The sequence below is a fragment of the Paenibacillus validus NBRC 15382 genome, from assembly GCF_004000985.1.
Classification (GTDB): domain Bacteria; phylum Bacillota; class Bacilli; order Paenibacillales; family NBRC-103111; genus Paenibacillus_G; species Paenibacillus_G validus.
Genome location: NZ_BIMH01000031.1, coordinates 18,856 through 40,742, shown reverse-complemented (window position 1 = coordinate 40,742; position 21,887 = coordinate 18,856). Strand labels below are relative to the sequence as shown.

General features: G+C 54.3%; 23 protein-coding genes and 1 pseudogene. 14 read left to right on the top strand and 10 right to left on the bottom strand.

Annotated features, from left to right (window positions below):
* Positions 1 to 22: 22 nt before the first annotated feature.
* Complete coding sequence (locus tag PVA01S_RS18185) at positions 23 to 796, bottom strand: IclR family transcriptional regulator (protein ID WP_164751888.1); 774 nt, start codon at positions 794 to 796, stop codon at positions 23 to 25.
* Between the two features lie 195 nt (positions 797 to 991).
* Here PVA01S_RS18185 and PVA01S_RS18180 point away from each other — a divergent pair, with 195 nt between their 5' ends.
* From PVA01S_RS18180 to PVA01S_RS18155, 6 genes are read left to right on the top strand one after another with little or no spacing between them, the layout of a single operon-like run.
* Positions 992 to 2,806: a thiamine pyrophosphate-requiring protein gene (locus PVA01S_RS18180; protein WP_127608778.1), complete on the top strand. Its 1,815-nt coding sequence runs from the start codon at positions 992 to 994 to the stop codon at positions 2,804 to 2,806.
* A gap of 41 nt (positions 2,807 to 2,847) precedes the next feature.
* On the top strand, positions 2,848 to 3,411 hold the full coding sequence (locus PVA01S_RS18175) for a TRAP transporter small permease (protein ID WP_127608777.1): 564 nt from the start codon (positions 2,848 to 2,850) through the stop codon (positions 3,409 to 3,411).
* Positions 3,408 to 4,688 (top strand): TRAP transporter large permease, encoded by a 1,281-nt coding sequence (locus tag PVA01S_RS18170; protein WP_127608776.1) that lies wholly within the window; start codon positions 3,408 to 3,410, stop codon positions 4,686 to 4,688. Before PVA01S_RS18175 ends, PVA01S_RS18170 begins: the two co-directional genes overlap by 4 nt.
* 26 nt (positions 4,689 to 4,714) lie before the next feature.
* Positions 4,715 to 5,788 carry a TRAP transporter substrate-binding protein gene (locus tag PVA01S_RS18165; RefSeq protein ID WP_236595781.1) on the top strand — a complete coding sequence of 358 codons (1,074 nt, stop codon included), beginning with the start codon at positions 4,715 to 4,717 and terminating at the stop codon, positions 5,786 to 5,788.
* Positions 5,789 to 5,845: 57 nt separating this feature from the next.
* Positions 5,846 to 6,790 (top strand): ketopantoate reductase family protein, encoded by a 945-nt coding sequence (locus PVA01S_RS18160; protein ID WP_127608775.1) that lies wholly within the window; start codon positions 5,846 to 5,848, stop codon positions 6,788 to 6,790.
* 15 nt (positions 6,791 to 6,805) lie between these two features.
* Positions 6,806 to 8,266: an aldehyde dehydrogenase family protein gene (locus PVA01S_RS18155; protein ID WP_127608774.1), complete on the top strand. Its 1,461-nt coding sequence runs from the start codon at positions 6,806 to 6,808 to the stop codon at positions 8,264 to 8,266.
* Positions 8,267 to 8,348: 82 nt separating this feature from the next.
* Here the strand turns inward: PVA01S_RS18155 and PVA01S_RS18150 are convergent, their stop codons facing one another.
* Positions 8,349 to 9,119, bottom strand: coding sequence for an IclR family transcriptional regulator (locus PVA01S_RS18150; RefSeq protein ID WP_127608773.1), 771 nt, complete (start codon positions 9,117 to 9,119; stop codon positions 8,349 to 8,351).
* A 201-nt stretch (positions 9,120 to 9,320) separates the two neighbouring features.
* Here PVA01S_RS18150 and PVA01S_RS18145 point away from each other — a divergent pair, with 201 nt between their 5' ends.
* Together PVA01S_RS18145 and PVA01S_RS18140 are read left to right on the top strand one after the other, a co-directional pair.
* A complete protein-coding gene (locus PVA01S_RS18145) occupies positions 9,321 to 9,830 on the top strand; it encodes a dihydrofolate reductase (protein WP_054799908.1) in 510 nt (169 codons plus the stop codon).
* A gap of 99 nt (positions 9,831 to 9,929) precedes the next feature.
* Entirely contained in the window at positions 9,930 to 10,247 is a 318-nt protein-coding gene (locus PVA01S_RS18140; RefSeq protein ID WP_054797996.1) for a hypothetical protein, read from the top strand.
* Positions 10,248 to 10,327: 80 nt separating this feature from the next.
* Here PVA01S_RS18140 and PVA01S_RS18135 read toward each other — a convergent pair whose 3' ends face one another.
* The gene (locus PVA01S_RS18135; protein ID WP_155615054.1) at positions 10,328 to 10,627 is read right to left on the bottom strand and encodes a hypothetical protein; all 300 of its coding nucleotides are present in this window, start codon (positions 10,625 to 10,627) and stop codon (positions 10,328 to 10,330) included.
* Positions 10,628 to 10,803: 176 nt separating this feature from the next.
* Positions 10,804 to 12,033, bottom strand: a complete 1,230-nt coding sequence (locus PVA01S_RS18130) for a glycosyltransferase family 2 protein (protein ID WP_054797997.1) — start codon at positions 12,031 to 12,033, stop codon at positions 10,804 to 10,806.
* A gap of 154 nt (positions 12,034 to 12,187) precedes the next feature.
* Between PVA01S_RS18130 and yyaC the strand changes: the two are divergent.
* Both yyaC and PVA01S_RS18120 read left to right on the top strand, forming a co-directional pair.
* A pseudogene (gene yyaC / locus PVA01S_RS18125) lies at positions 12,188 to 12,709 on the top strand (spore protease YyaC); the annotation flags it as partial.
* 37 nt (positions 12,710 to 12,746) lie between these two features.
* Positions 12,747 to 14,591, top strand: a complete 1,845-nt coding sequence (locus tag PVA01S_RS18120; RefSeq protein WP_054797999.1) for an ABC transporter ATP-binding protein — start codon at positions 12,747 to 12,749, stop codon at positions 14,589 to 14,591.
* Between the two features lie 81 nt (positions 14,592 to 14,672).
* Here PVA01S_RS18120 and sugE read toward each other — a convergent pair whose 3' ends face one another.
* Together sugE and PVA01S_RS18110 are read right to left on the bottom strand one after the other, a co-directional pair.
* On the bottom strand, positions 14,673 to 14,987 hold the full coding sequence (gene sugE / locus PVA01S_RS18115) for a quaternary ammonium compound efflux SMR transporter SugE (RefSeq protein WP_127608771.1): 315 nt from the start codon (positions 14,985 to 14,987) through the stop codon (positions 14,673 to 14,675).
* Between the two features lie 16 nt (positions 14,988 to 15,003).
* Positions 15,004 to 15,594 (bottom strand): TetR/AcrR family transcriptional regulator, encoded by a 591-nt coding sequence (locus PVA01S_RS18110; protein ID WP_054798001.1) that lies wholly within the window; start codon positions 15,592 to 15,594, stop codon positions 15,004 to 15,006.
* Between the two features lie 180 nt (positions 15,595 to 15,774).
* Here PVA01S_RS18110 and PVA01S_RS18105 point away from each other — a divergent pair, with 180 nt between their 5' ends.
* Complete coding sequence (locus PVA01S_RS18105; RefSeq protein ID WP_054798002.1) at positions 15,775 to 16,065, top strand: hypothetical protein; 291 nt, start codon at positions 15,775 to 15,777, stop codon at positions 16,063 to 16,065.
* A 97-nt stretch (positions 16,066 to 16,162) separates the two neighbouring features.
* On the opposite strand, the gene PVA01S_RS18100 is transcribed toward PVA01S_RS18105, so the two are convergent.
* The gene (locus PVA01S_RS18100; RefSeq protein WP_127608770.1) at positions 16,163 to 16,927 is read right to left on the bottom strand and encodes a sulfite exporter TauE/SafE family protein; all 765 of its coding nucleotides are present in this window, start codon (positions 16,925 to 16,927) and stop codon (positions 16,163 to 16,165) included.
* A 102-nt stretch (positions 16,928 to 17,029) separates the two neighbouring features.
* Here PVA01S_RS18100 and PVA01S_RS18095 point away from each other — a divergent pair, with 102 nt between their 5' ends.
* From PVA01S_RS18095 to PVA01S_RS18090, 3 genes are all read left to right on the top strand, one after another.
* Positions 17,030 to 18,637, top strand: a complete 1,608-nt coding sequence (locus PVA01S_RS18095) for a sensor domain-containing diguanylate cyclase (RefSeq protein WP_127608769.1) — start codon at positions 17,030 to 17,032, stop codon at positions 18,635 to 18,637.
* Between the two features lie 82 nt (positions 18,638 to 18,719).
* Positions 18,720 to 18,881, top strand: a complete 162-nt coding sequence (locus tag PVA01S_RS26740) for a hypothetical protein (RefSeq protein ID WP_164751887.1) — start codon at positions 18,720 to 18,722, stop codon at positions 18,879 to 18,881.
* A gap of 43 nt (positions 18,882 to 18,924) precedes the next feature.
* The gene (locus PVA01S_RS18090; protein WP_127608768.1) at positions 18,925 to 19,593 is read left to right on the top strand and encodes an oxidoreductase; all 669 of its coding nucleotides are present in this window, start codon (positions 18,925 to 18,927) and stop codon (positions 19,591 to 19,593) included.
* A 74-nt stretch (positions 19,594 to 19,667) separates the two neighbouring features.
* Here PVA01S_RS18090 and PVA01S_RS18085 read toward each other — a convergent pair whose 3' ends face one another.
* From PVA01S_RS18085 to PVA01S_RS18075, 3 genes are all read right to left on the bottom strand, one after another.
* Positions 19,668 to 19,982: a dehydrogenase gene (locus tag PVA01S_RS18085; protein ID WP_127608767.1), complete on the bottom strand. Its 315-nt coding sequence runs from the start codon at positions 19,980 to 19,982 to the stop codon at positions 19,668 to 19,670.
* Between the two features lie 109 nt (positions 19,983 to 20,091).
* On the bottom strand, positions 20,092 to 20,556 hold the full coding sequence (locus PVA01S_RS18080) for a cupredoxin domain-containing protein (protein WP_127608766.1): 465 nt from the start codon (positions 20,554 to 20,556) through the stop codon (positions 20,092 to 20,094).
* Between the two features lie 91 nt (positions 20,557 to 20,647).
* Complete coding sequence (locus PVA01S_RS18075; RefSeq protein ID WP_127608765.1) at positions 20,648 to 21,883, bottom strand: MFS transporter; 1,236 nt, start codon at positions 21,881 to 21,883, stop codon at positions 20,648 to 20,650.
* Positions 21,884 to 21,887: the final 4 nt, after the last annotated feature.

Sequence of the window (21,887 nt, the reverse complement as noted above, 5' to 3'; positions counted from 1 at the left end):
AATTACACGAAGTCGCCGGCGTTTATTTAAGCTGCTGGTAGCGCAGGGATATTTCTTTGGCTGCCTGCAGCACGTGTTTGGTCAGTAACGGTATGTTGTCCGGCGTGATGCGCTGGGCTGGTCCGGGCATGCTCACGGTTGCGACGACTTGCCCCTTGGCATTCCGGATCGGAGCGGCAATCGAGGTTATTCCCTCGTGCAGCTCCCCTACGCTTACGGCATATCCTTGTTCCCTGACCTTGCGCAGTAACGCATGCATCAGATGGGCCTCCGTTATGGTTGTTTTTGTGTAGCGCTTTAATCCCTTGTTTATAATACGGTCTACGACTTCTTTCGGCTGATAGGCCAGAAAAACTTGGCCCGAGCTGGTGCAGTGGGCGGGGACCCTGCTGCCGATCTCGGAAAGCGCGGGAATGAAGTCCAGGCCGCCCACGATACGATTGAGAAAGATCACTTCATCCCCCCGAAAAATACCGAAAAGGACAGACTCCTTCGTCTTCTTTCCCAATTCGTGCAAGACAGGTAAGGCCGCTTGATGGACGGGCATCGTCGATGTGAGGACATTGCTTAATGCCAGAATCGAGATGCCGAGACGATACTGATTCGTATTCTTGTCCTTGGCGATAAAGCCTTCGCTTGCCAATGTCGTGACCAAACGGTGAACGGTGCTCTTGGCGATTCCGAGTTTGTCCGATAGCTCGCTAATCCCGAGCTCCGCTTCCTCCACCGAAAATACATTCAGCAGCCGTATTGCGTTTTGCACAGAGCTGAGCCGTTCGTCTTCTGGAGACTTCATCGTCATTTCCTCCTTCATCATGCACATCTGGTAAAGTCGAAGCTGAATTATTTCGCATTTGTTTAATATAGAAGAAAACTATAGTTTTAAAACAAGGAGTCAAATGCTATCATACATGTCAGGGGCAACAAAGGAAATGGCTTTTTGTAACCGCTTTATTAATGAAAGAATAAGCCAATTGAGAGGAGCTTCAACATGTCACAATCGATTACAGGCAACCCATCTCCGGCAGCGAATGTACTGGCGGATCGTGTAGAAACCGGCTTAAATAAAAAATATACCACGGCTACCGCATTTATGGAAGCGCTTCACGAGGCCGGCGTATCTTGCATTTTTGCGAATTTAGGGAGCGATCACCCTGCAATTATCGAAGAATGGGCGCAGGCTCAATTGCAAAACAAGGACTATCCCCGCATCATTATCTGCCCGCACGAGTTCGTCGCATTGAGTGCCGCACATACTTATGCGCAAATTAGCGGAAAACCGCAGGCGGTGTTTGTCCACGTGGAATGCGGTACACAAAATCTTGGCGGAGCCGTGCATAATGCGGCGAAAGGAAGAGTACCCGTCCTTATTTTTGCCGGGGCATCCCCCTATACCCAGGAAGGCGAGCTTGTCGGAAGCCGGAATGAACATATTCATTGGATTCAAGACGTGTTTGATCAACGCGGCATTGTAAGGCAGTACATGAAATACGATAATGAAATTCGCACGGGGAAAAATGTGAAGCAGCTTGTCCACAGGGCGATACAAATAGCGGAAAGCGATCCGAAAGGACCGGTTTATTTAGTGGCCCCGCGTGAAGTGCTGGAGGAAGAGACCCAACCGATTTCCAGCCGTCGAAGTGAATGGGAACCGTTGTCCCCGAGCGCGATTCACCCCGCTATGGTACCCGAAATCGCGAACGATCTGCTGAAAGCGAAAAAACCGCTTATCATAACTACCTATTTAGGAAGGAATCCGGAAGCGGTTGATGAACTTGTGAAATTTAGCGAGCGATTGGCCATCCCGGTACTGGAGTCGGCGCCCTATTATTTGAACTTTCCTGGAGATCATCCGTTGCAGGTCGGCTATCAATGGAACAAGCCGGGCCAAAACCCGATTCTTGCCGAGGCTGATCTGATCCTTGTTCTGGACAGTGATGTGCCTTGGATGCCGCTTCATAATAAACCGTCCAAGGATTGCACAATTTACTACATCGATATCGATCCGTTGAAAGAGAAAACGCCTTTGTGGTATATCCCGTCCAAAAGATCTTATAAAGCCGATTCTTTTGTGGCCCTGCAGCAATTGAACGCCTATTTGGATACGGTACGCGACCAGATCGATGACAAAGCCGTACAGGAGCGTTATCAACAATTTACGGAGATTCATAACCGGCAGCGGGAAGAATGGAACCGTCTGGAGCAGCTGAGCGACAGCTCCGTCATTACTCCGGAGTATTTGACAGCGTGCATTCGGGAAGCCATTGACGAGGATACGATTGTACTGTTTGAAACCATTACGAATTATGAGACCGTCAGCAAGCATTTGCCCCGTACGAAACCCGGTACGATTTTTGGAAGCGGCGCCAGCTCTTTAGGATGGCATGGCGGAGGAGCGATCGGCGCCAAGCTGGCGGCTCCTGATCAAACTATCGTCAGTCTTACGGGAGACGGCTCTTATATTTTCAGCAATCCGACACCCGTTCACTGGGTTTCCAAGAAATACAATACGCCGTTTCTGACCGTCATTTATAACAATCATGGATGGGGAGCGCCCCGAATGTCTACGCTCGGCGTCCATCCACAAGGAATTGCCAGTCAGACGGATCAATTTTGGGTCAATTTCGATCCAACGGCCGAATTGGCTAAAGTAGCTGAAGCGGCAGGCGGGGCTTATGCGAGAGTCGTTGAAAAACCTGGCGAATTGATGGAAGCGATCGTGAGCGCTTTGCAAATCGTAAGAGAAGGTCGATCCGCTGTACTTGATGTACGTTTGCCTCAGGTTTCCAAGCAGAGCACGAATTAGGATCCATGGCACTCGTGTAACGACCCTATGGAGGGAACTCGATGAAAAATATATCCAAGTTGTTAAATAACTCCTTGAATATTATGATTGCGCTTTCGCTGGCGTTCATGTGCTTCCTGGTTTTTGGCAATGTGGTATTGCGCTATGCGTTTAATTCAGGAATTACATGGTCTGAGGAAATGTCGCGCTTCTTGTTTGTGTGGATGATATTTCTGGGTTCAATCGGGGCGCTGAAGGATAAGCAGCACCTCGGGGTAGAGATGCTGGTCAAGAAGCTGCCGCCCACGGGAAAGAAGATCGTGTACACCATAAGCAATGTGTTGATTCTCTTTGCATTGTGGCTGATTTTTGAAGGCAGCTGGAAAATGGCCCTGCTCAACCAGGACAGTAAAGCTCCTGCTACCGGATTGCCTATGATCTATTTATACGGTGTCGGTATGATCATGAGCGTGGCGATGGCCATTGTTGTTCTTGTTCATTTGTACCAGGCGTTTTTTCAAAAAGATGCGATTCACGAGCTTACTCGCCTGAAGGAATCGGAAGAAGAAATGCTCGGGGGAATTTATGATCAGGGACAGAGTCTACCGGGAGGAAACCGATCATGACCATTACCATCTTCCTTGGTTCGCTGCTGGGGGCTATGGCTTTAGGCATGCCCATCGCGTTTGCCTTATTGATCAGCGGTGTCGCTTTAATGCTCCTTCTGGGCATGTTTGACAGCCAAATCATTGCCCAGAATTTGTTTGACGGGGCGAACAGCTTCCCGCTCATGGCCGTCCCCTTCTTTATCCTCGCGGGTGAATTGATGAATGCGGGGGGAATTTCGAATCGTATTATCAATTCCGCCTTGTCTTTTGTCGGACATATTCGAGGGGGGTTAGGCTATGTAGCCATCATCGGCAGTGTCATATTTGCCGGTTTATCCGGATCGGCTTTGGCGGATACAGCCGCACTTGGCGCGATATTGATCCCGATGATGGTAAAGGCCGGTTACGACAGAAACCGTTCGACCGGTTTGATTGCAGCGGGCGGGATTATCGCGCCGATTATCCCGCCGAGCATTCCGCTGATCATCTTCGGGGTTACGAGCGGCGTATCGATTACCAAGCTCTTTCTGGCGGGCATAGTCCCGGGGATTCTGATTGCCGTAGGGCTGGTCATTACCTGGACCATTATCGTTCGCAAAGATAAGGTCGACGTGCTGCCCCGCAGCTCCTTCAAGGAAAAATGGCAGGCGACGAAACAAGCCTTTTGGGCGCTCCTGCTGCCGCTTATCATTATCGGAGGGCTGCGCGGCGGAGTGTTCACCCCAACCGAGGCAGCGGTCGTCGCCGCATTTTACGCCTTATTTGTCGGCCTGGTCATCTACCGTGAATTGAAAATCGAAAATTTGTACCATATCCTCGTGACTTCCGCCAAAACGACGAGTGTGGTCATGTTCCTGGTTGCCGCATCCATGGTGTCGGCATGGCTGATTACGGTAGCCGATATCCCGGCTCTTATCACGGATTTACTGGGTCCGTTTGTTGAACACAAGCTGGTGCTGCTCCTGTTGATTAACTTATTGGTTTTACTGGTTGGAACAGCTATGGATTTAACGCCTACCATTCTCATTTTGACGCCGGTTCTGATGCCGATTATTGAAATGGCCGGAATTGACCCGGTTTATTTCGGGATTCTCTTCGTGCTCAACAATTGCATTGGTTTGCTGACTCCGCCGGTAGGGGCCGTATTAAACGTTGCATGCGGTGTAGGGAAAATCGAAATGGAAGATATCATGAAGGGGATTTGGCCTTTCTTGCTCGTTGAAGTGCTGATTCTGCTTTTATTGATCCTGTTCCCGTCTTTGGTTACCGTTCCGCTGCAATGGATGACTTCCTAAAAAAACTGATGAAATGAGGGGTTGCTGTGAAAAAGTGGGGGAGAAATGTAGTTGTCGGTTCGATTGTGTCCTGCTTGTTTGTTCTTACAGCTTGCGGCAGCAGTGGAAATAGCGGGGCGAACGGGTCATCAACGCCCGCTTCAAGCCAAACCGCCGGAACCAAGAACATCCAATCGCGTGTCATGAAGGCCGGGATTGTTAGCCCTAAAGGCCATCCGCAAGCGATGGGGCTGGATAAATTCGCCGAAATCGTCGAAAAAAACAGCGGCGGAAAAATGAAAATTCAGAAATTCAATGACGGAACGCTTGGCGACGATAAGAAAATGATGGAGGCGTTGCAGGGCGGTCTGCAAGAAATAGCCGTAATCACCACGCCGCCGGTATTCGGAACGATCAAAGAATTTGGCATATTCGATTTCCCGTTAGTTTTCAAGAATGAGAAAGAAGCCGATGCCATCATGGACGGGCCTATCGGCAAAAAATTGCTCGATAAATTACCGGCGCATAATCTGGTCGGGCTTGCGTACTGGGAAAACGGGTTCCGCAGCATCACCAACAGCAAGCATCCGATTCAAAAGGCCGACGATTTAAAGGGCTTAAAGATTCGCACATTGCCGAACCAAATTCATTTGGAAGCCTTTAAAACCTGGGGCTCCAATCCGACGCCTATGGTATTCGCTGAAGTATTCGCAGCCTTGGAGAGCAAAGCGATTGACGGACAGGAAAATTCATTAGCCGTTATTGAATCGCACAAGCTGTATGAAGTGCAAAAGTATTTAAGCATCACGAATCATCTGTATGCTCCGTTCGTATTTCTTGTCAGCAAGAAGTACTGGGATCAATTATCGGATGAGGAGAAGAAGATTATACAGGATGCCGTTGCCGAATCGACGAAATTCCAGCGGGAAACCAATCGGTCCATGGCTAAGAAAACGTTGGAAAATTTAAAGAGCAAAGGCATGCAGGTCAATGAAATGCCGGCTGAAGAAGTAGCCAAAATGCAGGAAGTGACGAAGCCTCTCATTGATAAATTTTCGAAGGATGTCGGCGAAGATCTGGTGAAAGAGCTGTTCAGCGAGCTGGAGAAATTGAGAAAATAAGCGTCATGGGTGAATAATTGTACGTGATTGAGTTATAGGGGCAAGAGAGGTGCTGGAATGAAAATTGTAATTGCAGGCGCAGGCGCAATGGGATGCCGCTTTGGCTCGATGCTGTGTGAGTCCGGGCAATCCGTGACCTTGGTGGACAACTGGCGCGAGCATGTGGAAGAAATCCGGAACAACGGCCTGCGCGTGATCCATGAGGGCGGAACGTCTGCATTTCCGCTGCAGGCCACAACAGATCCTGCCACAGTCGGAGTCGCCGATCTCGTGATTATATTCACCAAAGCGATGCATACGAAAACCGTTATCGTCAATACGCTGCCTATCATCGGACCGCACACCCAGGTGCTGACTTTGCAAAATGGGTTGGGCAATGTGGAAGCCATTACCGCTCATGTCCCTCGAGAACGTGTGATTGCCGGCGTTACCAATTTCGGTACCGAGCTGGTCGCGCCCGGAGTGATTCGTGCGCTTGGTTCAGGGGAAACCAGCATGATGCGCGTAGACGGACAAATCACCGAAGAGTTTCTATTGATTTGCGATAGGCTGAACAAGAGCGGTCTGCATGTAAAAATCGAACCGGACGTTATGAAAATTATTTGGAAAAAAGTCGCTTTTAACGCAGTATATAACCCTCTTGCCGCACTAACCCGATTGAAGACATTGGATATCGGCCGTTATGAGAAGTTTGACCGGCTCGCCTATGGCATCATAGATGAGGTCGTTGCTGTGGCGAAAGCGGAAAACGTCGATATCGATAGGGAGGACATTTATACATCGGTGCAAAGTGTGCTTACGCCGGAAATGTCGGGCGAGCATCTTACATCGATGCTGCAGGATGTGCTGGCCAAACGAGAAACGGAAATCGCCTTTCTCAACGGGGCGATTGCGGATAAAGCGGCACAATACGGCATTGCAGTTCCCTACAACACGCTGCTCAGTCATCTCATCCGCATGCTGGAAACCACCTATTCCAAACAAGTCGAAGTTCTTAGATGAGGGGAGTAATCGCAAATGACACGTTATGAAGAGTTAAACCGGAGTTTTATTAACGGCCAATGGACAGAAGGCAGGAGTGACCGAACTTACGATATATTAAATCCATACGATGGTTCAACTGTTGCTTCCGTTCGTTTAGCGACAGCAGTGCAGCTTCAAGAAGCGTTTGAAACGGCGAAGAAAGCGCAGAGGGAATGGGCCCAAACTTCTGCGGATGAAAGGAAAGAGATCCTGCATAAGGCAGCCGAATATTTAAAAGCGGACCGTGAAGCGATCGTGGATGTCATTGTTCGCGAAACGGGAGGAAGCGTCTTAAAAGCGAACGTGGAGCACCATCTTGCTTTGGAAGTGCTAGAGGAAGCCATTCATTTTGCGGACGAAATTTATAAGGTGAGAGAAGTTCCTGCTGCGATCGAAGGAAAGGTCAATCATATTCATCGGCTGCCTCTAGGCGTTATCGCATCGATTTCACCTTTCAACTTCCCGTTGAACTTATCGATGAGAACCATTGCACCGGCTATTGCCTTGGGGAACAGCGTCGTACACAAACCCGATATTCAAGTGGGCTTAACCGGAGGCTGTATCATCGCCAAGGCATTCGAGCATGCCGGGCTGCCTGCAGGCGTATTGAATGTTATTTTAACGGATATAACGGAAATTGGAGACGGCATGTTAACGAATCCGCACGCCCAATTGATCAGTTTCACAGGCTCGACGGCGGTGGGAAGACACATTGGTGAAATCGCCGGCAGAAACTTAAAGCGTGTCGCACTTGAGCTTGGAGGAAACAGTCCGTTTGTGGTGTTGTCCGATGCCGACGTCGATCGCGCGGTGGATGCGGCTGTCTTCGGGAAGTTCATTCATCAAGGACAAATTTGCATGATTATTAACCGGTTTATTATCCACAAGGATAAATATGAGGAATTTGTGCAGAAGTTTGTCGAACGGGCCAAGGCAATTCCTTATGGCGACCCAAGAGATCCCAAGACCGTTATCGGTCCTCTCATTAATGAGCGGCAGCTTGAAAAAGCGATCAACGTTATTGAAGAAGCCAAACGTGAAGGGGCGAAGGTTGCCCTGGAAGGGGAACGTATCGGCAACGTACTGACGCCCTATGTATTTACGGAAGTGAGCAACTCCAGCAAACTTGCCCAAACCGAGCTGTTCGCGCCTATCGCAACGATGATTAGAGCCGATACGGACGAAGAAGCTATCCGGATGGCGAACGATACGGAATACGGCTTAAGCTCGGCCATCTTTACGAGTGATTTGGCAAAGGGAGAAGAGCTGGCCCTGCAAATCGACAGCGGGATGACGCATGTTAACGACCAAACCGTGAATGACAGCCCGACGATTCCATTCGGAGGCAACAAAGCAAGCGGTTTAGGCCGGTTTGGGAATCCGTGGATTGTAGAGGAGTTTACCGTTACCAAATGGGTCTCGGTCCAACAAACTTACCGCAAGTATCCGTTCTAAATCCAAACAAGGCGACCGTTTCACGTCATGAACGTGAAGCGGTCGCCTTGTTTGTGCGGGCGGCTGCCGTTCTGAAGCCTGTCTAAGCGTAATGGCCCAATTTGCTGGAAATCTCATTCGCAGCGCTCTTGAGAATGCCAACCGCATGCGGAATATCGAAGTTCCGGATGTGCTCGGTCGGCCCCACAATACTAAGGGCGGCAATCACTCCTCCGGTGTAATCCCGCACAGGCACCCCGATGCTTGCAACCCCCTCGTGTATTTCATCCAGGCATATGGCGTACCCTCGACTGCGAACCTCCGCTAGATGCTGTTTAAACTGTTCAGAGTCGGTAATGGAGTTAGGGCCATAGGGCTGCAGGCGTTCGGCTATTTCCGCAATCATGTCCTCCTTCTGATAGGCGAGAAGAACTTTTCCTGTTCCGGTGCAGGATGCGGGGTTTCGGTTGCCGACCAAGGAGAGCAGGAGATCCGGATGCTTGATTTCCACTTTCTGAAGGTAGGCGACATCGGTGCCTTCCAATATGCCGATAAAGGCGCTCTCGCCCAATTGCTTCGCCAGATTCTCCAGGACAGGAAGCGCAATTCGATGAATTTCCATCTGGGTTGTAATAATACCGGTGTAACGCAGCAGGGCAAGACCAAGACGGTACTTGGACTTGGGGCCTTTTTCCAATAGGCCGTCGGCGGTAAGGAACGTCATAAGATGATAGACGGTGCTTTTATTCAATCCGAGCAGCCTGGCTATTTCGGTTACTCCCAGTTCGGGACGTTCCAAGGAGAACAAACGCAAGATGCGCATCGCATTTTTGACGGAATGGAGCGTGTAATCTTTTTTGTTAAGCGCTTTCATATAGGCCTCCAACACAATGAGCGGTAGTGGGCTTGCCCCTTACTTTTAGTATAACACGGCACCGGGAGGACTTGAAGGCGAAGATTTCCGTACACTTTCAAATGTGATATGATGGATAACAATTAAAATGCCCAAAATCATTGTGGTTAAACATTAAATGGGTTAGGGGAAATATAGGCAGGACGGAAGGAGTGTTGGCGGATGACGATTTCTTATATTTTGGCGATGGACGAGGCCCGGGGGATTGGGGTTGACAACCGGCTGCCCTGGCATTTACCGGCGGACCTGGCCTATTTTCGCAAGAAGACAACGGGGTCTACCATCTTAATGGGACGTAAAACGTATGATTCGATCGGTAAACCGCTGCCGAAGCGCACGAACGTTATTTTGACGCGGGACGCATCGTTTCAGGCCGAAGGCTGTACGGTCATCCGCTCGGTGGAGGAAGCTGCTCAAGTGTACGGACGCGGCGGCCGCAACGAGGAAGAAGAGCTGTTCGTCATCGGCGGAGCCGAAGTGTTTCAGCTGCTGATGCCGTACGCGGATCGGCTGTATATCACGGAAATTGCGCACCGTTTTGAGGCGGATACGTTCTTCCCGGAGCTCGAGCCGCTGGAGTGGCGTGAAGTTTCGCGCGAGCGGGGCGTCAAGGATGAGAAAAATCCGTACGATTATGATTTTGTCGTATACGAGCGCGTAAGGAAGCCGTAGGTTGCGCGGGCAGGGTGCCCCATGGAGGAATGAAAATGTCGGTTTTCGCGCATCTTAAAGGCTGAACGTACACATTGGAGCCGAGAGGAAGATGCCGACATGACCGAAGTGAACCAGCATCAAATGCCGCTGCGCCACGTCATCGACAACACCGAGAAGGCCATTCAAGTTGCCAAAGATGCGGAAATGGCCGTCAGACACGCCCAATTGGAGTCGAACCCGCACAAGGTGCAGGCTGCTTTGGCCGAGATGGAAGCCGCACAGCATGCGCTGCATAAAGCGCAGGGCCAGATGGTCGCCAAAGATAACGACCATCATCACCAAGAGCTTGCGCAGGTGCAGGATCAATTGACGCAAGCGATACAAAGTCTGGATGTTACCGCTTCGAACACGCATCAGCCGAAGCAAGTCCGTTAAAAGCGGTACCGGTTCAAACCAAAAAACAGCTGGAGGTTGGCTTCATGCCATACCGTCCAAGCTGTTTTTTTGCAGTACATTTACTTGCGGCCGCGTCCCTGACCTTGCCAGCCGCCTTGCCCTTGACCATGTACTTGCCCATACTCCTGCCCATGCCCGCCGTATCCGCCATGTCCGTAATAATGTTCGTGTCCGCCATAGTGGTGGTGCGGATGGTAGTGGTACGGATGGTAGTGGTGCGGATGATAGTGGTACGGATGGTAGTGGTGCGGATGGTAATGGTGTTGTGGATGATGGTACGGATATTGTGAACCGGACCAGCTTCTCTCCTGATCTTGAATTTGCGGATAACCGCTGGAAGAACGCGTATTTGCTGGCATAAGTCATTCTCTCCCTCGCTGTGTGAGTGTGCTGATTACGTAATAAGTATATGACGAACACACAGAAGGGTGTGCAGGTGCCTTAGCAATTGGGCTGATTTTTTACAAGGACTCGATGTGCTGGCGCAGCACAAGCAGAGCGAGCGTCATCAGCATGCTGATTTTTTCGGGATCTATTATGAATCCGAATCCTTCATGGACCGCAGCGCCTTCAGCGGATAGAACGTTCCCCGCCAATAAATGCCGCCTTGGCGCAAAGTCAATCCGACCGAGCGGACGACGACATAGGTTAACAGCAGGACGGCGGCAGGCAGAGCGATCGTTTCGATGCCGCTTCCGCCGGTCATGGCGCGAATCAACAGCAAGTAAACGACGACCATCAGCGCCGCAGACAAGGCGAACGTCCAGGCGCTCCAGCCGGGAAGCAGCAGCCACGCGATCCACGGGAAGAAGAACAAGCCGAGCTGGCCGCAAACCCCCAGCGCCGCTTTCCACAAACGGTAGCCGAAGCCGGAAAATAAATTTTTCTCCAGCCCGCGGACGGCGTCGTGCAGGGTGGCATACCATTCGACCTCAATATGGTCCGCTCCCGAGGCGAGCCGCTGCCGCAATCGGGCGCGTTTCACCAGTCGTCCGAGCTGCAAGTCGTCGTCTGGCCGCATGGCCAACGCCTTGTGTGTGCCGATTCGCTCGTAAGCGTGCCGAGTAATCAAGTTGAAGGCCCCGATGCCCATGCCGTGCTTGTGCTGAAAATCGTCGTTAGAGCGCCAAGGACGCACATACAAGCCGAGCGTAAAGAAGAAATATTGCACGAACGCCTTCAGCCAAAAGCCCCGCATCCGCATTCGGGGAGCCAGCGTCAGATGATCGGCTTGCTCCTCCTGCAAATAATGAACCGCGTCGGAAACCGTGTTCGGGGCAAACTTGACATCGGCGTCGGTAAACAGCAAGTATTTGCCGCGAGCCTGGGCGTAGCCTTGATACAGCGCGTGGTTTTTCCCGATCCAGCCGGACGGGAGCGATGTAATATGAATGATGCGTACCGGTATGTGAAGATCGCCGCGGTTCTCGGACCAGCGCCTGAGCTCGTCCAGCTTGCGGCCGGTGCTGTCGCGGGAGCGGTCGTTCACGGCGATAATCTCGATTCGCGGATAGGTTTGATCGAGCAGATGCTTCACCGTATCGGCAATCGTTGACTCTTCCTCCTTCGCGGCGATGATGATCGATACGAGCGGTGGAAGGGAGGGCGCCTGCTTGTCCGCCGACCGCTTAGGCTGCGCCGGTATAGTCGGATGACCCGCGTAACGGGGCAGCTTGAACATCCATCGCCGGGCACGAAGCACGTCCAGCAGCATGAAGAGCCAGTAGCCAAGCGCTGCTAAGGCCAAGCCTTCCGTGAAATTCATGGTTCACCTTCATTCTGTACTCGGTTTTCAGAAAATTATAGCATGCCTGGATCAGGCGCAACAAATGCTGCGGGGCGTTGTCCAGTCGCCTGATGCTGCCATATAATAAAAGAATGAAGATTCGGCAGCTAGAATCGGGTGAGGGGGAATGGCGATGGGGGGAGATACGGCGCAGCCGTTATTTCGGAAAAAGGTAAGGGCGGACGAACTGCCTGAGTTTCTGCGGTTGATCCGGCAGCAGGGGGTGACGACGCTTGACCTGTTGTTTCTTTGTATTGGAACGGATCGCTCGACTGGGGATGCGCTCGGGCCTCTCATCGGCTCGATGCTGGAGGAGTCCGGCTACCGGCATGTGATCGGAACGCTTGCGCATCCTTTGGATGCGAGCAATCTGTTCGAGCGTCTCCATGAAATACCGCCGGGCAAAGTGGCGATCGCTATCGATGCCTGTCTTGGGCAGGCGTCCTCGTTAGGATGGTACCAGGTATCGAACCGACCGATCGCACCGGGCAAATCTGTCGGCAAGCAGCTGCCCCTGCTGGGCACGTATTCGATAGCCGGGATCGTGAACATGGATGCCGGGCAGAAGTACGCCATCTTGCAGAGCACGTCCCTGAACCGGGTGATGAATATGGCCCGAGAAGTGACGGCGGCGATTCGCGCCGTATTTCCTCTTCCTCAGAATCGGAAGGCAAGCATAAGGAGGAGCGTTCATGAGAGGAATGGGCGCAGGCGGATCGAGACACGATCTGCAGGAGCGCGGCCAGGCGGAGCTCAAGGACGTGCCGTTGTCCCGCATATACGGACTGTTCCGCAAGTACAGGGGGCAGTTGACAGCGATCGTGCTGCTGGCGCTGGTCGGCGGCGTGATCGGTCTCATCCCCCCGCTCGTGATGCGGGAGATCATCGATCATGCGCTGCCGGAAGGCAATAAAACGGGACTGCTCGTCATGGTCGGTCTGCTCGTGCTGCTGCCGCTCGCGAGCGGGCTGCTCGGCGTTTGGCAAAACCATCAGAACACGAAGGTCGCTCAAGGCGTTATGCGCGATTTACGGCAGTCGCTGTTCGCCAATCTGCAGCGGCAATCGCTGGGGTTCTTTACCGACGCGAAAGCGGGCGAGATCATCCAGCGGCTGACCGGGGACGTACAGGCGGTGCAGAACGTCGTCTCCACGCTCGTCGTCTCGGCGGTAACGCAATCCGCGATCGTGCTGACGAGTGTCGGCATTTTGTTCGCGCTGGATTGGCAGCTGGCGATCTTGGCGACGGTCATCCTGCCGTTGTTCCTGCTGCCGGTTCGGCAAGTGTCGGCGATCCGCAAGCGGCTCCGCATCGAGACGCAGCGCGTGCGGGGCGATATGTCCGCCCGTCTGGGCGAAATCTTCGGCGTGTCGGGCGCGCTGCTGACCCGCATCTTTCAGCAGGAGCCGCAGCAGCAGCGGCAGTTCTCCGAGCTGAACGAACGGGTTATGCAGCTGGAGCTTCGGCTCAATTTGGTCGGGCGCTGGTTCGGGATGGTCATCGGGGTGCTGGGGCCGCTCGGAACCGCCCTGATTTATTTGTACGGCGGCTGGAAGGTGATCGAGGGAACGATGACGATCGGCAGCATCGTCGCCTTCGCTGCTTACCTCGGCATGCTATACGGACCGGTCGCCACGCTGCTCAATTTGCGGGTGGAGCTGGGAACGGTGCTCGGCGTGTTCCAACGGCTGTTCGAGTACGAGGATGTGGTTCCCGAAATTAGCGATCGTGAAGGCGCCGAGCCGCTTCGGGAGGTGGAAGGCCGCATCGAATATTGCGGCGTCTCCTATGCTTATCAGCCGGGACAATATGCGCTGCAGGACGTGACTTTCAGCGCGAATCCGGGCGAAGTGACGGCAATCGTCGGGCCGAGCGGCGCGGGCAAGTCGACGCTGATCGGACTGATTGCGCGGTTATACGATCCGACCGAAGGGGCTGTTACCATCGACGGTCGCGATATCCGGGACGTCACGCTCCACAGCTTGCGGAAACAAATGGCTTTCGTGACTCAAGAGTCGTTCCTGTTTCACGATACGGTACGTCAAAATCTGCTCTTTGCGAAGCCCGAAGCCTCGCAGGAAGAAATCGAGGAGGCCTGTAGACAGGCCTATATCCATGAGGTCATCTCCGCCTTGCCGCAAGGCTACGATACGATGGTTGGCGAGCGGGGGCACCGGCTCTCCGGCGGCGAACGCCAGCGGCTGTCGATTGCCCGCGCGATCTTGAAGGACCCGCGCATCCTTATCCTCGACGAAGCGACTTCGCATCTCGATTCGGCTTCGGAAGCATTCGTGCAGGCGGCGCTTGACGAGCTAATGCGCGGGCGGACGACGCTCGTCATCGCACACCGGCTGTCGACAATTTTGACCGCCGACCGCATCGTAGTCATGGAGGCGGGGCGTATCGCGGAGACCGGAAGACATGCCGGGCTGCTTGCGGCGGATGGGCTGTACGCGAAGCTGTACCGCACGCAATTCGCCAAAGCCGGGGCTGATGCTGAAGCGGAGATGCGCGCTTCTACCGCCAAGTCACGGTAGAAGCCGATTGCGGCATGGCACCGCGGAACGAACACATAACGAAAAGCGGAACCGGATGCAGGATCACAGTTCCGCTTTTCGTTATGCCGTCATTTTCAGGCCGATAAGGCCGACCAGAATGGCGATCAAAAAACCGATCCGCAGCAAATCGCGCGGTTCCCCGAGAAACAGCATGCCGATCACAACCGTACCGACGGCGCCGATACCGGTCCAGACGGCGTAAGCGGTGCCCATCGGCAGCGTTTTGATCGCGAGCGACAGGAAATAGAAGCTGACGATCATGCCGGCTGCCGTCAGGATGCTTGGCGTCAGCCGCGTCCACCCGTTCGTATATTTTAACCCGATGGCCCAAAAAACCTCCATCAATCCGGCAATCACCAAATAAACCCAAGCCATGGTGCTTATCTCCCCTCTAGATGATGTTCGCTTGCATAATGCCTTTCCAAAATATGGACCACACGGCATCGATCCGCTGTTGCCAGTCATCGCGCCGGTAATAATATTGCTGCAAGAACATGCCGTCCAGCAGGCAGTAGAACGAAGCGATCAGATCGTCGACAGGCTCCCGGCGAAGCAGGCCGGAACGCATGCCTTCCTCGAAAATATTGCCCAGCGCTTCGTCCAGCAGCCGTTCCGATAAGGCGAATTGCTCGCGCAGCTTGTCCTGCAGCGGCGCGGGCGGGAACAGCAGAGCCACCTTCAAGAAGGTCACTTGCTCCTGACCAAGCAAATAGCTGCGGCTTGCATCCTGAAACAGCGTACGCAGCTTCTCCTCTACGCCCCGGTCTTGCAAATCCCCGATCAACTGCTTCATCCGGCGCGTATGCTCCTGAAGACAGTCTTCGAAGACGGCTATGAACAAGTCGTCTTTGCTTTTATAGTGAGCGTAGATGGAAGGCGTTCTGATACCGACGGCGGCTGCGATTTCTGACAGCGGAACACCGTCGTACCCGCTTCGCGCAAATAGCTGCAGCGCGGCCTCTCTTATTTTACCGGCAGTCATCCTGCCCCCTCCTTCCTAACTAACGATAATTAGGCAATGCCGATTATACAAGGTTTCCACTCTAAAGTAAAGGGATACAAGCCGTCCCATTCTTTTCACATAACGAGGTTCGTCCGCATATATAATGGATATTACCCTCTTGGTGTCATCATCCGATCGCCTGGTAAAGGAGCGATGCGTATGCGTCAAATTCATCATATCAACCTTAAGGACGAAAGCGGGCGCATTTACTGCTGCTTGCGAAATAAAGTGGTGAAGTTCGACGAGAAGCAGCGGCATGATTTTTGCGGGGGCTGCAGTATGTTTGCCGGCGAAGCGGGCGGGTTGGGCGTCGAGTGCGTCTGGGAGGATTTACGCCCGGTAAGCGATCCGCACACGGCCCAAGACCCTGCAGCTGAATGGCGCAGCAATCAAATCAAGCACATTTGGCCTGCCGACCATTTGGCCACCTGTATCGTTAACACGACGTGATACCCTGCGTAAAAAAAAGGGTTTCGACAATACGTGTCGAAAAAATAAGGAGAGGTTGAGCGCCGAATTAATCGGACCGCACACCTCTCCATTTGTTTTATAAGAGCAGATCCCATAGCTGCTTGCCGATCAACAACGACGTGACCCCGATAAAGAGGGGCTTTACATAAGTCGAGCCTTTGCGGATAGCAAGCTGCGAACCGACGTAAGCCCCGACGATCATAGACAAGCCCATAGGCAGTCCGTAGCCGATATGCACCGACTTTAACAGAAAGAAGGAGGCGAGGCTTGCGATGTTGCTTGCAAAGTTCAATACTTTGGCGTTCGCCGATGCGCCGACAAAATCGTAACCGATCATGAGAAACAGGAACAGCAGAAACGAGCCGGTTCCGGGTCCGAAGAAGCCGTCGTAAAACCCGAGCGCGAACGCGCAGGCGGCAAGTCCTGTGCGGCGGAGCGGCGTCATCGGCTTCAAGCTGCCCGAGCCGTTCCAGTTCTTCTTGACTAACGTATAGATTAATATGACGATTAGCAAGCCCACGACAAGCGGCCGGAGAAAGTCGGAAGGCAGCAGATGCACCGTGTAGGCGCCAAGCGCCGCGCCGACGAACGATAGCGGAAACAGAAGCAGCGAAATCTTTTTATGTATTTTCCCTGAACGAAAAAAAGAGACGGTGCTCGTCAGCGACGACAGCGTCCCGCCGAGCTTGTTGGTGCCGAGCACGAGACCGGGCGGCAATCCGGTGAGCATCAGCGCAGGCACGGAGATGAGCCCGCCGCCGCCAACGACCGAATCGATGAATGCAGCTACAAATCCAGCCGCGATCAGAAACAGGAGCATGTCTAAAGCCGGCCATTCCATCTAGCGACTCTCCTTTTTTTCACACAATAGATTCAGTATAGTCAACCAGCCGTTATTTCTCAATGAAAACTTATCATGCGATAGTAGGAAGGGAGCTGACCGATGGTTCGTGCTGCACGGCAACAAACGTTGAAACAAAAATTGCGTATGTGGTATGCCGTCCTTATTCTCGTTCTCGGCTTATCGGTCGTGCTGGCCTACTTCTTCACTACGCAGCGGCAGGCCAGAGAGGTCGCGCACCGCGAATTGGGAAATCAGCTGACGCTGCAGGCGATGATGATCGAGAACTGGTTGCGGGAGCGGATGAGCGATATTCGGCAAATGTCAGAGACGCAAGCCGTCCAGAAGCTGCAGAAGGACGGGATACGCCGCAATTTCGAAAGCTTCATCCGGCAGCAGCACGAGTTTGAGAGGCTCGTGTTCGTTAATATGAACGGTGAAATGGAACTAGACACGTCATCGACGTCAGGCGCGTTGGTTGCGGATCGGGAATATTTTAAAGCCGCTCAGCAGGGGAATTCGTATATGTCTGACGTGATGATCGGCAGATTGTCCGGTAAACCGATTCTGGCCTTCTCGTACCCGACTTATGACGAGCATGGCAGCTGGTCCGGATTGATCTTCGGCTCGGTAAGGCTGCCGACGCTGCAGCATGTTATACATACACTCGACAACGATAATGCGGAGTTTTATGTGCTCGACTGGCAGGGGACGCTGATTACGGCACCGGAGGACTTGCAGCTGGATCCTCAGCAGAACGTCAAGATCGATACGGAAATCGTCGAACGCGCGCGCGGCGGAATAAGCAGCGGGGCTTCGTATCTCAATTATCGGAACGAACGCGTATACGGCGAATATCGCTTGGTGGGAGGGGGACGCTGGATCATTATCGGCGAGATCGGCCGCCATGATTTGTTCGCCAATATATACAACACGATGTTCGTGGTGAGCGCGATCATCGTGATTTTCCTGATCGTCAGCTACAGCGGCATCAAAATTTTGACAAGGCGCATCGAACGGCCGCTTGCGCTCCTGCTGGAAGGCACGAAACATCTCAAGGAAGGCGGCTTCGATTACCGCATCGAGGCGTCGTCGTTCCGTCAAGCGCCCGTCGAGCTGCGCGAGCTGTGCGATACGTTCAACCTGATGTCCGGTAAGCTGGAGTCGAATGTGAGGCTTCTGGAGGAATACGCGCTGCTGGATCCGCTGACCGGATTGCACAACCGCCGCTACATGATGCAAACTGGCGGGCAGCTGCTGCTTGGCGCGCTGGCTTCGGGGAAAACCTGTACCGTACTGATGGTGGATATCGATTACTTCAAGCAGGTGAACGACACGTACGGCCATCTGATGGGCGACCTTGTGCTTCGGTATGTCGCGACCCGCATACGCGAAGCTTGCGGGAGCGGCGATATAGCGGTGCGATACGGCGGGGAAGAGTTTATGATCCTCTCCCTGCAGTCGGACGAGGAACACGGCCGCACGTTGGCGGAGAAGCTGCGTACATCTGTCGCTTCCATTCCGTTCGAGGAGCAGGGACTGCGCATTCCATTGACCCTAAGCATAGGCGGGGTGACGAAGCGCGAAGCGGTCGAGGACGGAGACGGCACCGAGATCCTCTGGAAACTGATCCGGGTTGGCGATCAAGCGCTGTACGACGCCAAACGAAGCGGCCGGAACCGCGTGGCGTGGAGGGCTGCACACGAGTAGGCGTGTGCCCATGGAGAAAGTCGCGGTCCACAGCGGAAGGAATCGAGCGGTTGAATAAGCCAGGGAATAGGCGAACAGGTGTGTGAGCGGGAGAACCGGGCGACTGGACGAAGGAGCGGCCGGATGGCCGGCTAACCGAGGGACACGCTCCGGCTTCATGGCAGACGGCTTCATGGCGGACGTTGCGGGGGCCGGTTTGGTTGTTGACGGAGTTTGTTGTGTTTACCGGCCCGGCATGAAATAATACGGATAACTAAACGATGAAACGGCAAAGGGGGAGAAGCGGGATGTCGAAAATTGCGGTTGTGGCCGGCGCTACAGGACTGGTCGGGGGTGAGCTTGTCCGCTTGCTGCTGGAGCATGCGGGGTACGATCATGTAGTGACGCTCGGGCGGCGGCAGACGGGACTGCAGCACCCTAGGCTGACGGAACGAACCGTTTTGTTCGATCGGCTGGAGGAGGGGACGGACCAGCTGCTGCAGGGCGCGGACGTGTTCTGCGCATTGGGGACGACGATCAGGAAGGCGGGGAGCGAGGCGGCTTTCCGCCAAGTCGATTACGAGTACCCCTTGGCGCTGGGAAGAGCGGCATTGCGGGACGGGGCCGCCCGGTTTCTGATGGTGTCCTCCATCGGTGCGAACCGGGAGTCGAGCTTCTTCTACCTGCGGGTTAAAGGGGATATCGAGCAGGCTTTAGCGGAGCTGAAGCTGCCGGAGCTTGCGATTTTCCGCCCTTCGCAGCTGCTGGGCGAACGCAAGGAAGCCCGGCCCGCGGAGCGGTTGGCCGGGGTGCTGGTTAAGCCGCTCGGCAAGCTGCTGATCGGCCGGTTGGCCAAGTATCGCGCGATCGAAGCGCGGACGGTGGCCTTGGCCATGGTCCGCGCTGCGCAGCGGGGAACGCCCGGCGTCCGCATCTACGAGTCGAACGAGATCGCGGCGCTGGCTGCCGGGACATAGCGCATCATCTTCCGTTATACCCCGGCGGCAGCCGAAAAAAAGACCTGGCGCGCCAGGTCTTTTTTGAATCAGCCTCAACCTCCGAACGAATCCCGAAACGCGCGAGCCAGCACTTCCCGCTCCACGCCGTAGATTTCAGCCACCTCGCCGCATACGTGTTCGTTGAACCAATCGGCAAGCAGCTTCCGATTGCTACCGTTCTCGGCGATATAGGGCAAGTTTGCCAGCACCTTCTTGAAATAGACGTCGTCGGCTCGGTCGATTTGCTCCGCTGTGATGTGACGGCCGACTTTTTTGCGCGCGCGATACAATTCCCGGCTGCAAGTGCGGCGAATTTGCCGAACCGAAGGCAGCGGCTGCTGATGCTTCATTTTATTCCCCGGCTGCATAGGCCCCTGTCACTCTCCTTCCTGCTTACATCGTATGCGGAAGGGCGGGCGGGCGTACCGCCGGGTAAACGGAGCCGGAGCGGCTTACCGCTGCGGCCTGCTGAGCTTGCTACTTATCCACGACCAAATAGCCGATCATCGGGCCGTTGTGCGCGATATCCGGATGCGTCAAACAGACAATGCGGTAAATGCCGGCCTCGTCGGCGCGGAAGCTGACGACGGTCTCCTCGCCTTTCTTGACCTCCCCTTTAACGTTCAGCCCCTCGATCACGAACGGATGGCTGGCGCCGTTGACGCCGAAGATGCTGAGCCGGACGTTGTCGCCTTTTTTGACATAAATCGTTCCGGGATCCCAGCGGTAAGCTTCGATCGTCCTGCCGTTCGGGCCGATTGACTTGAACTCTCCGGTAACGAGCTGAACGGTCCGTACGGCGGAGGTGGAGGCCGGAGCCATCGCCTCGCGCAGATCGTCACGCTGCAAGAACAAATACGCCGCTCCGCCCAGCAGCAGGGCGGCGGCTCCAAGCTTGAACGCGCGTATTTGTTTGGAGCTGGGCACAATAAATTTGGTCATAGGAATCACCTGCATCTCAAGGTTTGTACCTTGAGTGTATGCAGCGGCTTGTCTGAACATGTCCGGGCTTGGCCTGAAAGCTTGCTGCGTTCTAGCCCGCCGCTTTCGGAAGTGCTTTGGACTCCGCCAACAGCGCGAGTCCGTACACGAGCAGGAAGACGAGCATGATGACGGCCGAAGCGCGGTACATGATTGCGTAACCGACGCCGGCTGCGATGCTGCCGAGCAGGAGGGAACCGAAAGCGATGCCGAGATCGATGGAGTTGTAAAAAGCCGCGTTCGCCGCGCCCCGCATCTCCGGACGCACCGATTTGACCATCCAGGCTTGCAGCGAAGGCTGCAGCATGCCGTAACCAAGGCCGTATGCGGCTGCGGAAAGGAGCAAGCCTGCGATGCCTGCGGTGTACGATAGGCAGATGAGGCCGGCGATAACCAGCAGCGCGGCAGGCGGCAGCACGGCGCGATGTCCTTTAAGGTCGAACAGCTTCCCCGCTATCGGACGGATCAGCACGATGGCCGCGGCGTTGGTGAGAAAAAACCAGCCGACGTTGGCCAGATGCGCTTCCTTGCCGAACAGCGCCAAGAAGCTGATCAAGCCGCCGTAGGTAAAGGAAAGCATCATGCTGAGCAGGAAAGGGACGGCCAGCGTTTTGCTGATTTTGCGCCGCGGCTTTGGTGCGATGCGAACGGCCGCGCTGGTAGCGCTTGTTGTGGTCGAAGGGCCGGTCGAGTTGCTCGGCACGCGTCTAGTGCGGATGCCGAAGGTTAGCGGCAGGATGAGGGCGCCGAGCACGGTCGAGACGAACACCAACGTGCCGAATCCGTAGGCGTCGAGCAGCCACAGGCCGATCACCGGAGCGAGCGCCATGGATAAGCCGGTCGAGAGGCCGAAATAGCCCATGCCTTCGCCGATGCGCTTCAAAGGGATGACATCCGATGCCATCGTCCCGTAAACGGTGCTGGTCATCCCGAAGCCGACGCCGTAAAGAACCCGAATCGCCAGAAACAAAGCGAAAGCTCCCGCAGCGTAAAAGCTTGCCGTCGATAAAATATAAAGCCCCAGCCCGATCAGAACGATCCAGGTGCGCTGGGACCCCTTGGTAAGTGCGCGTCCGGCAAATAAGCGGGCGACGATCGCCGAGAGCGCAAACAGGCTGATCACGAGGCTGACCGCCCATTGATCGGCTCCGAACGCGTCGGACACATAAGCGGGCAGGGCGGGAGTAATCATTTGCAAATTCAAATAAAGCAGCAAATTGCTGACCGTCAGCAGGATGAAATCCCGGGTCCACAGCTTGGCGGCAGGTGGTTCTTGTTGTACATTCATGGTG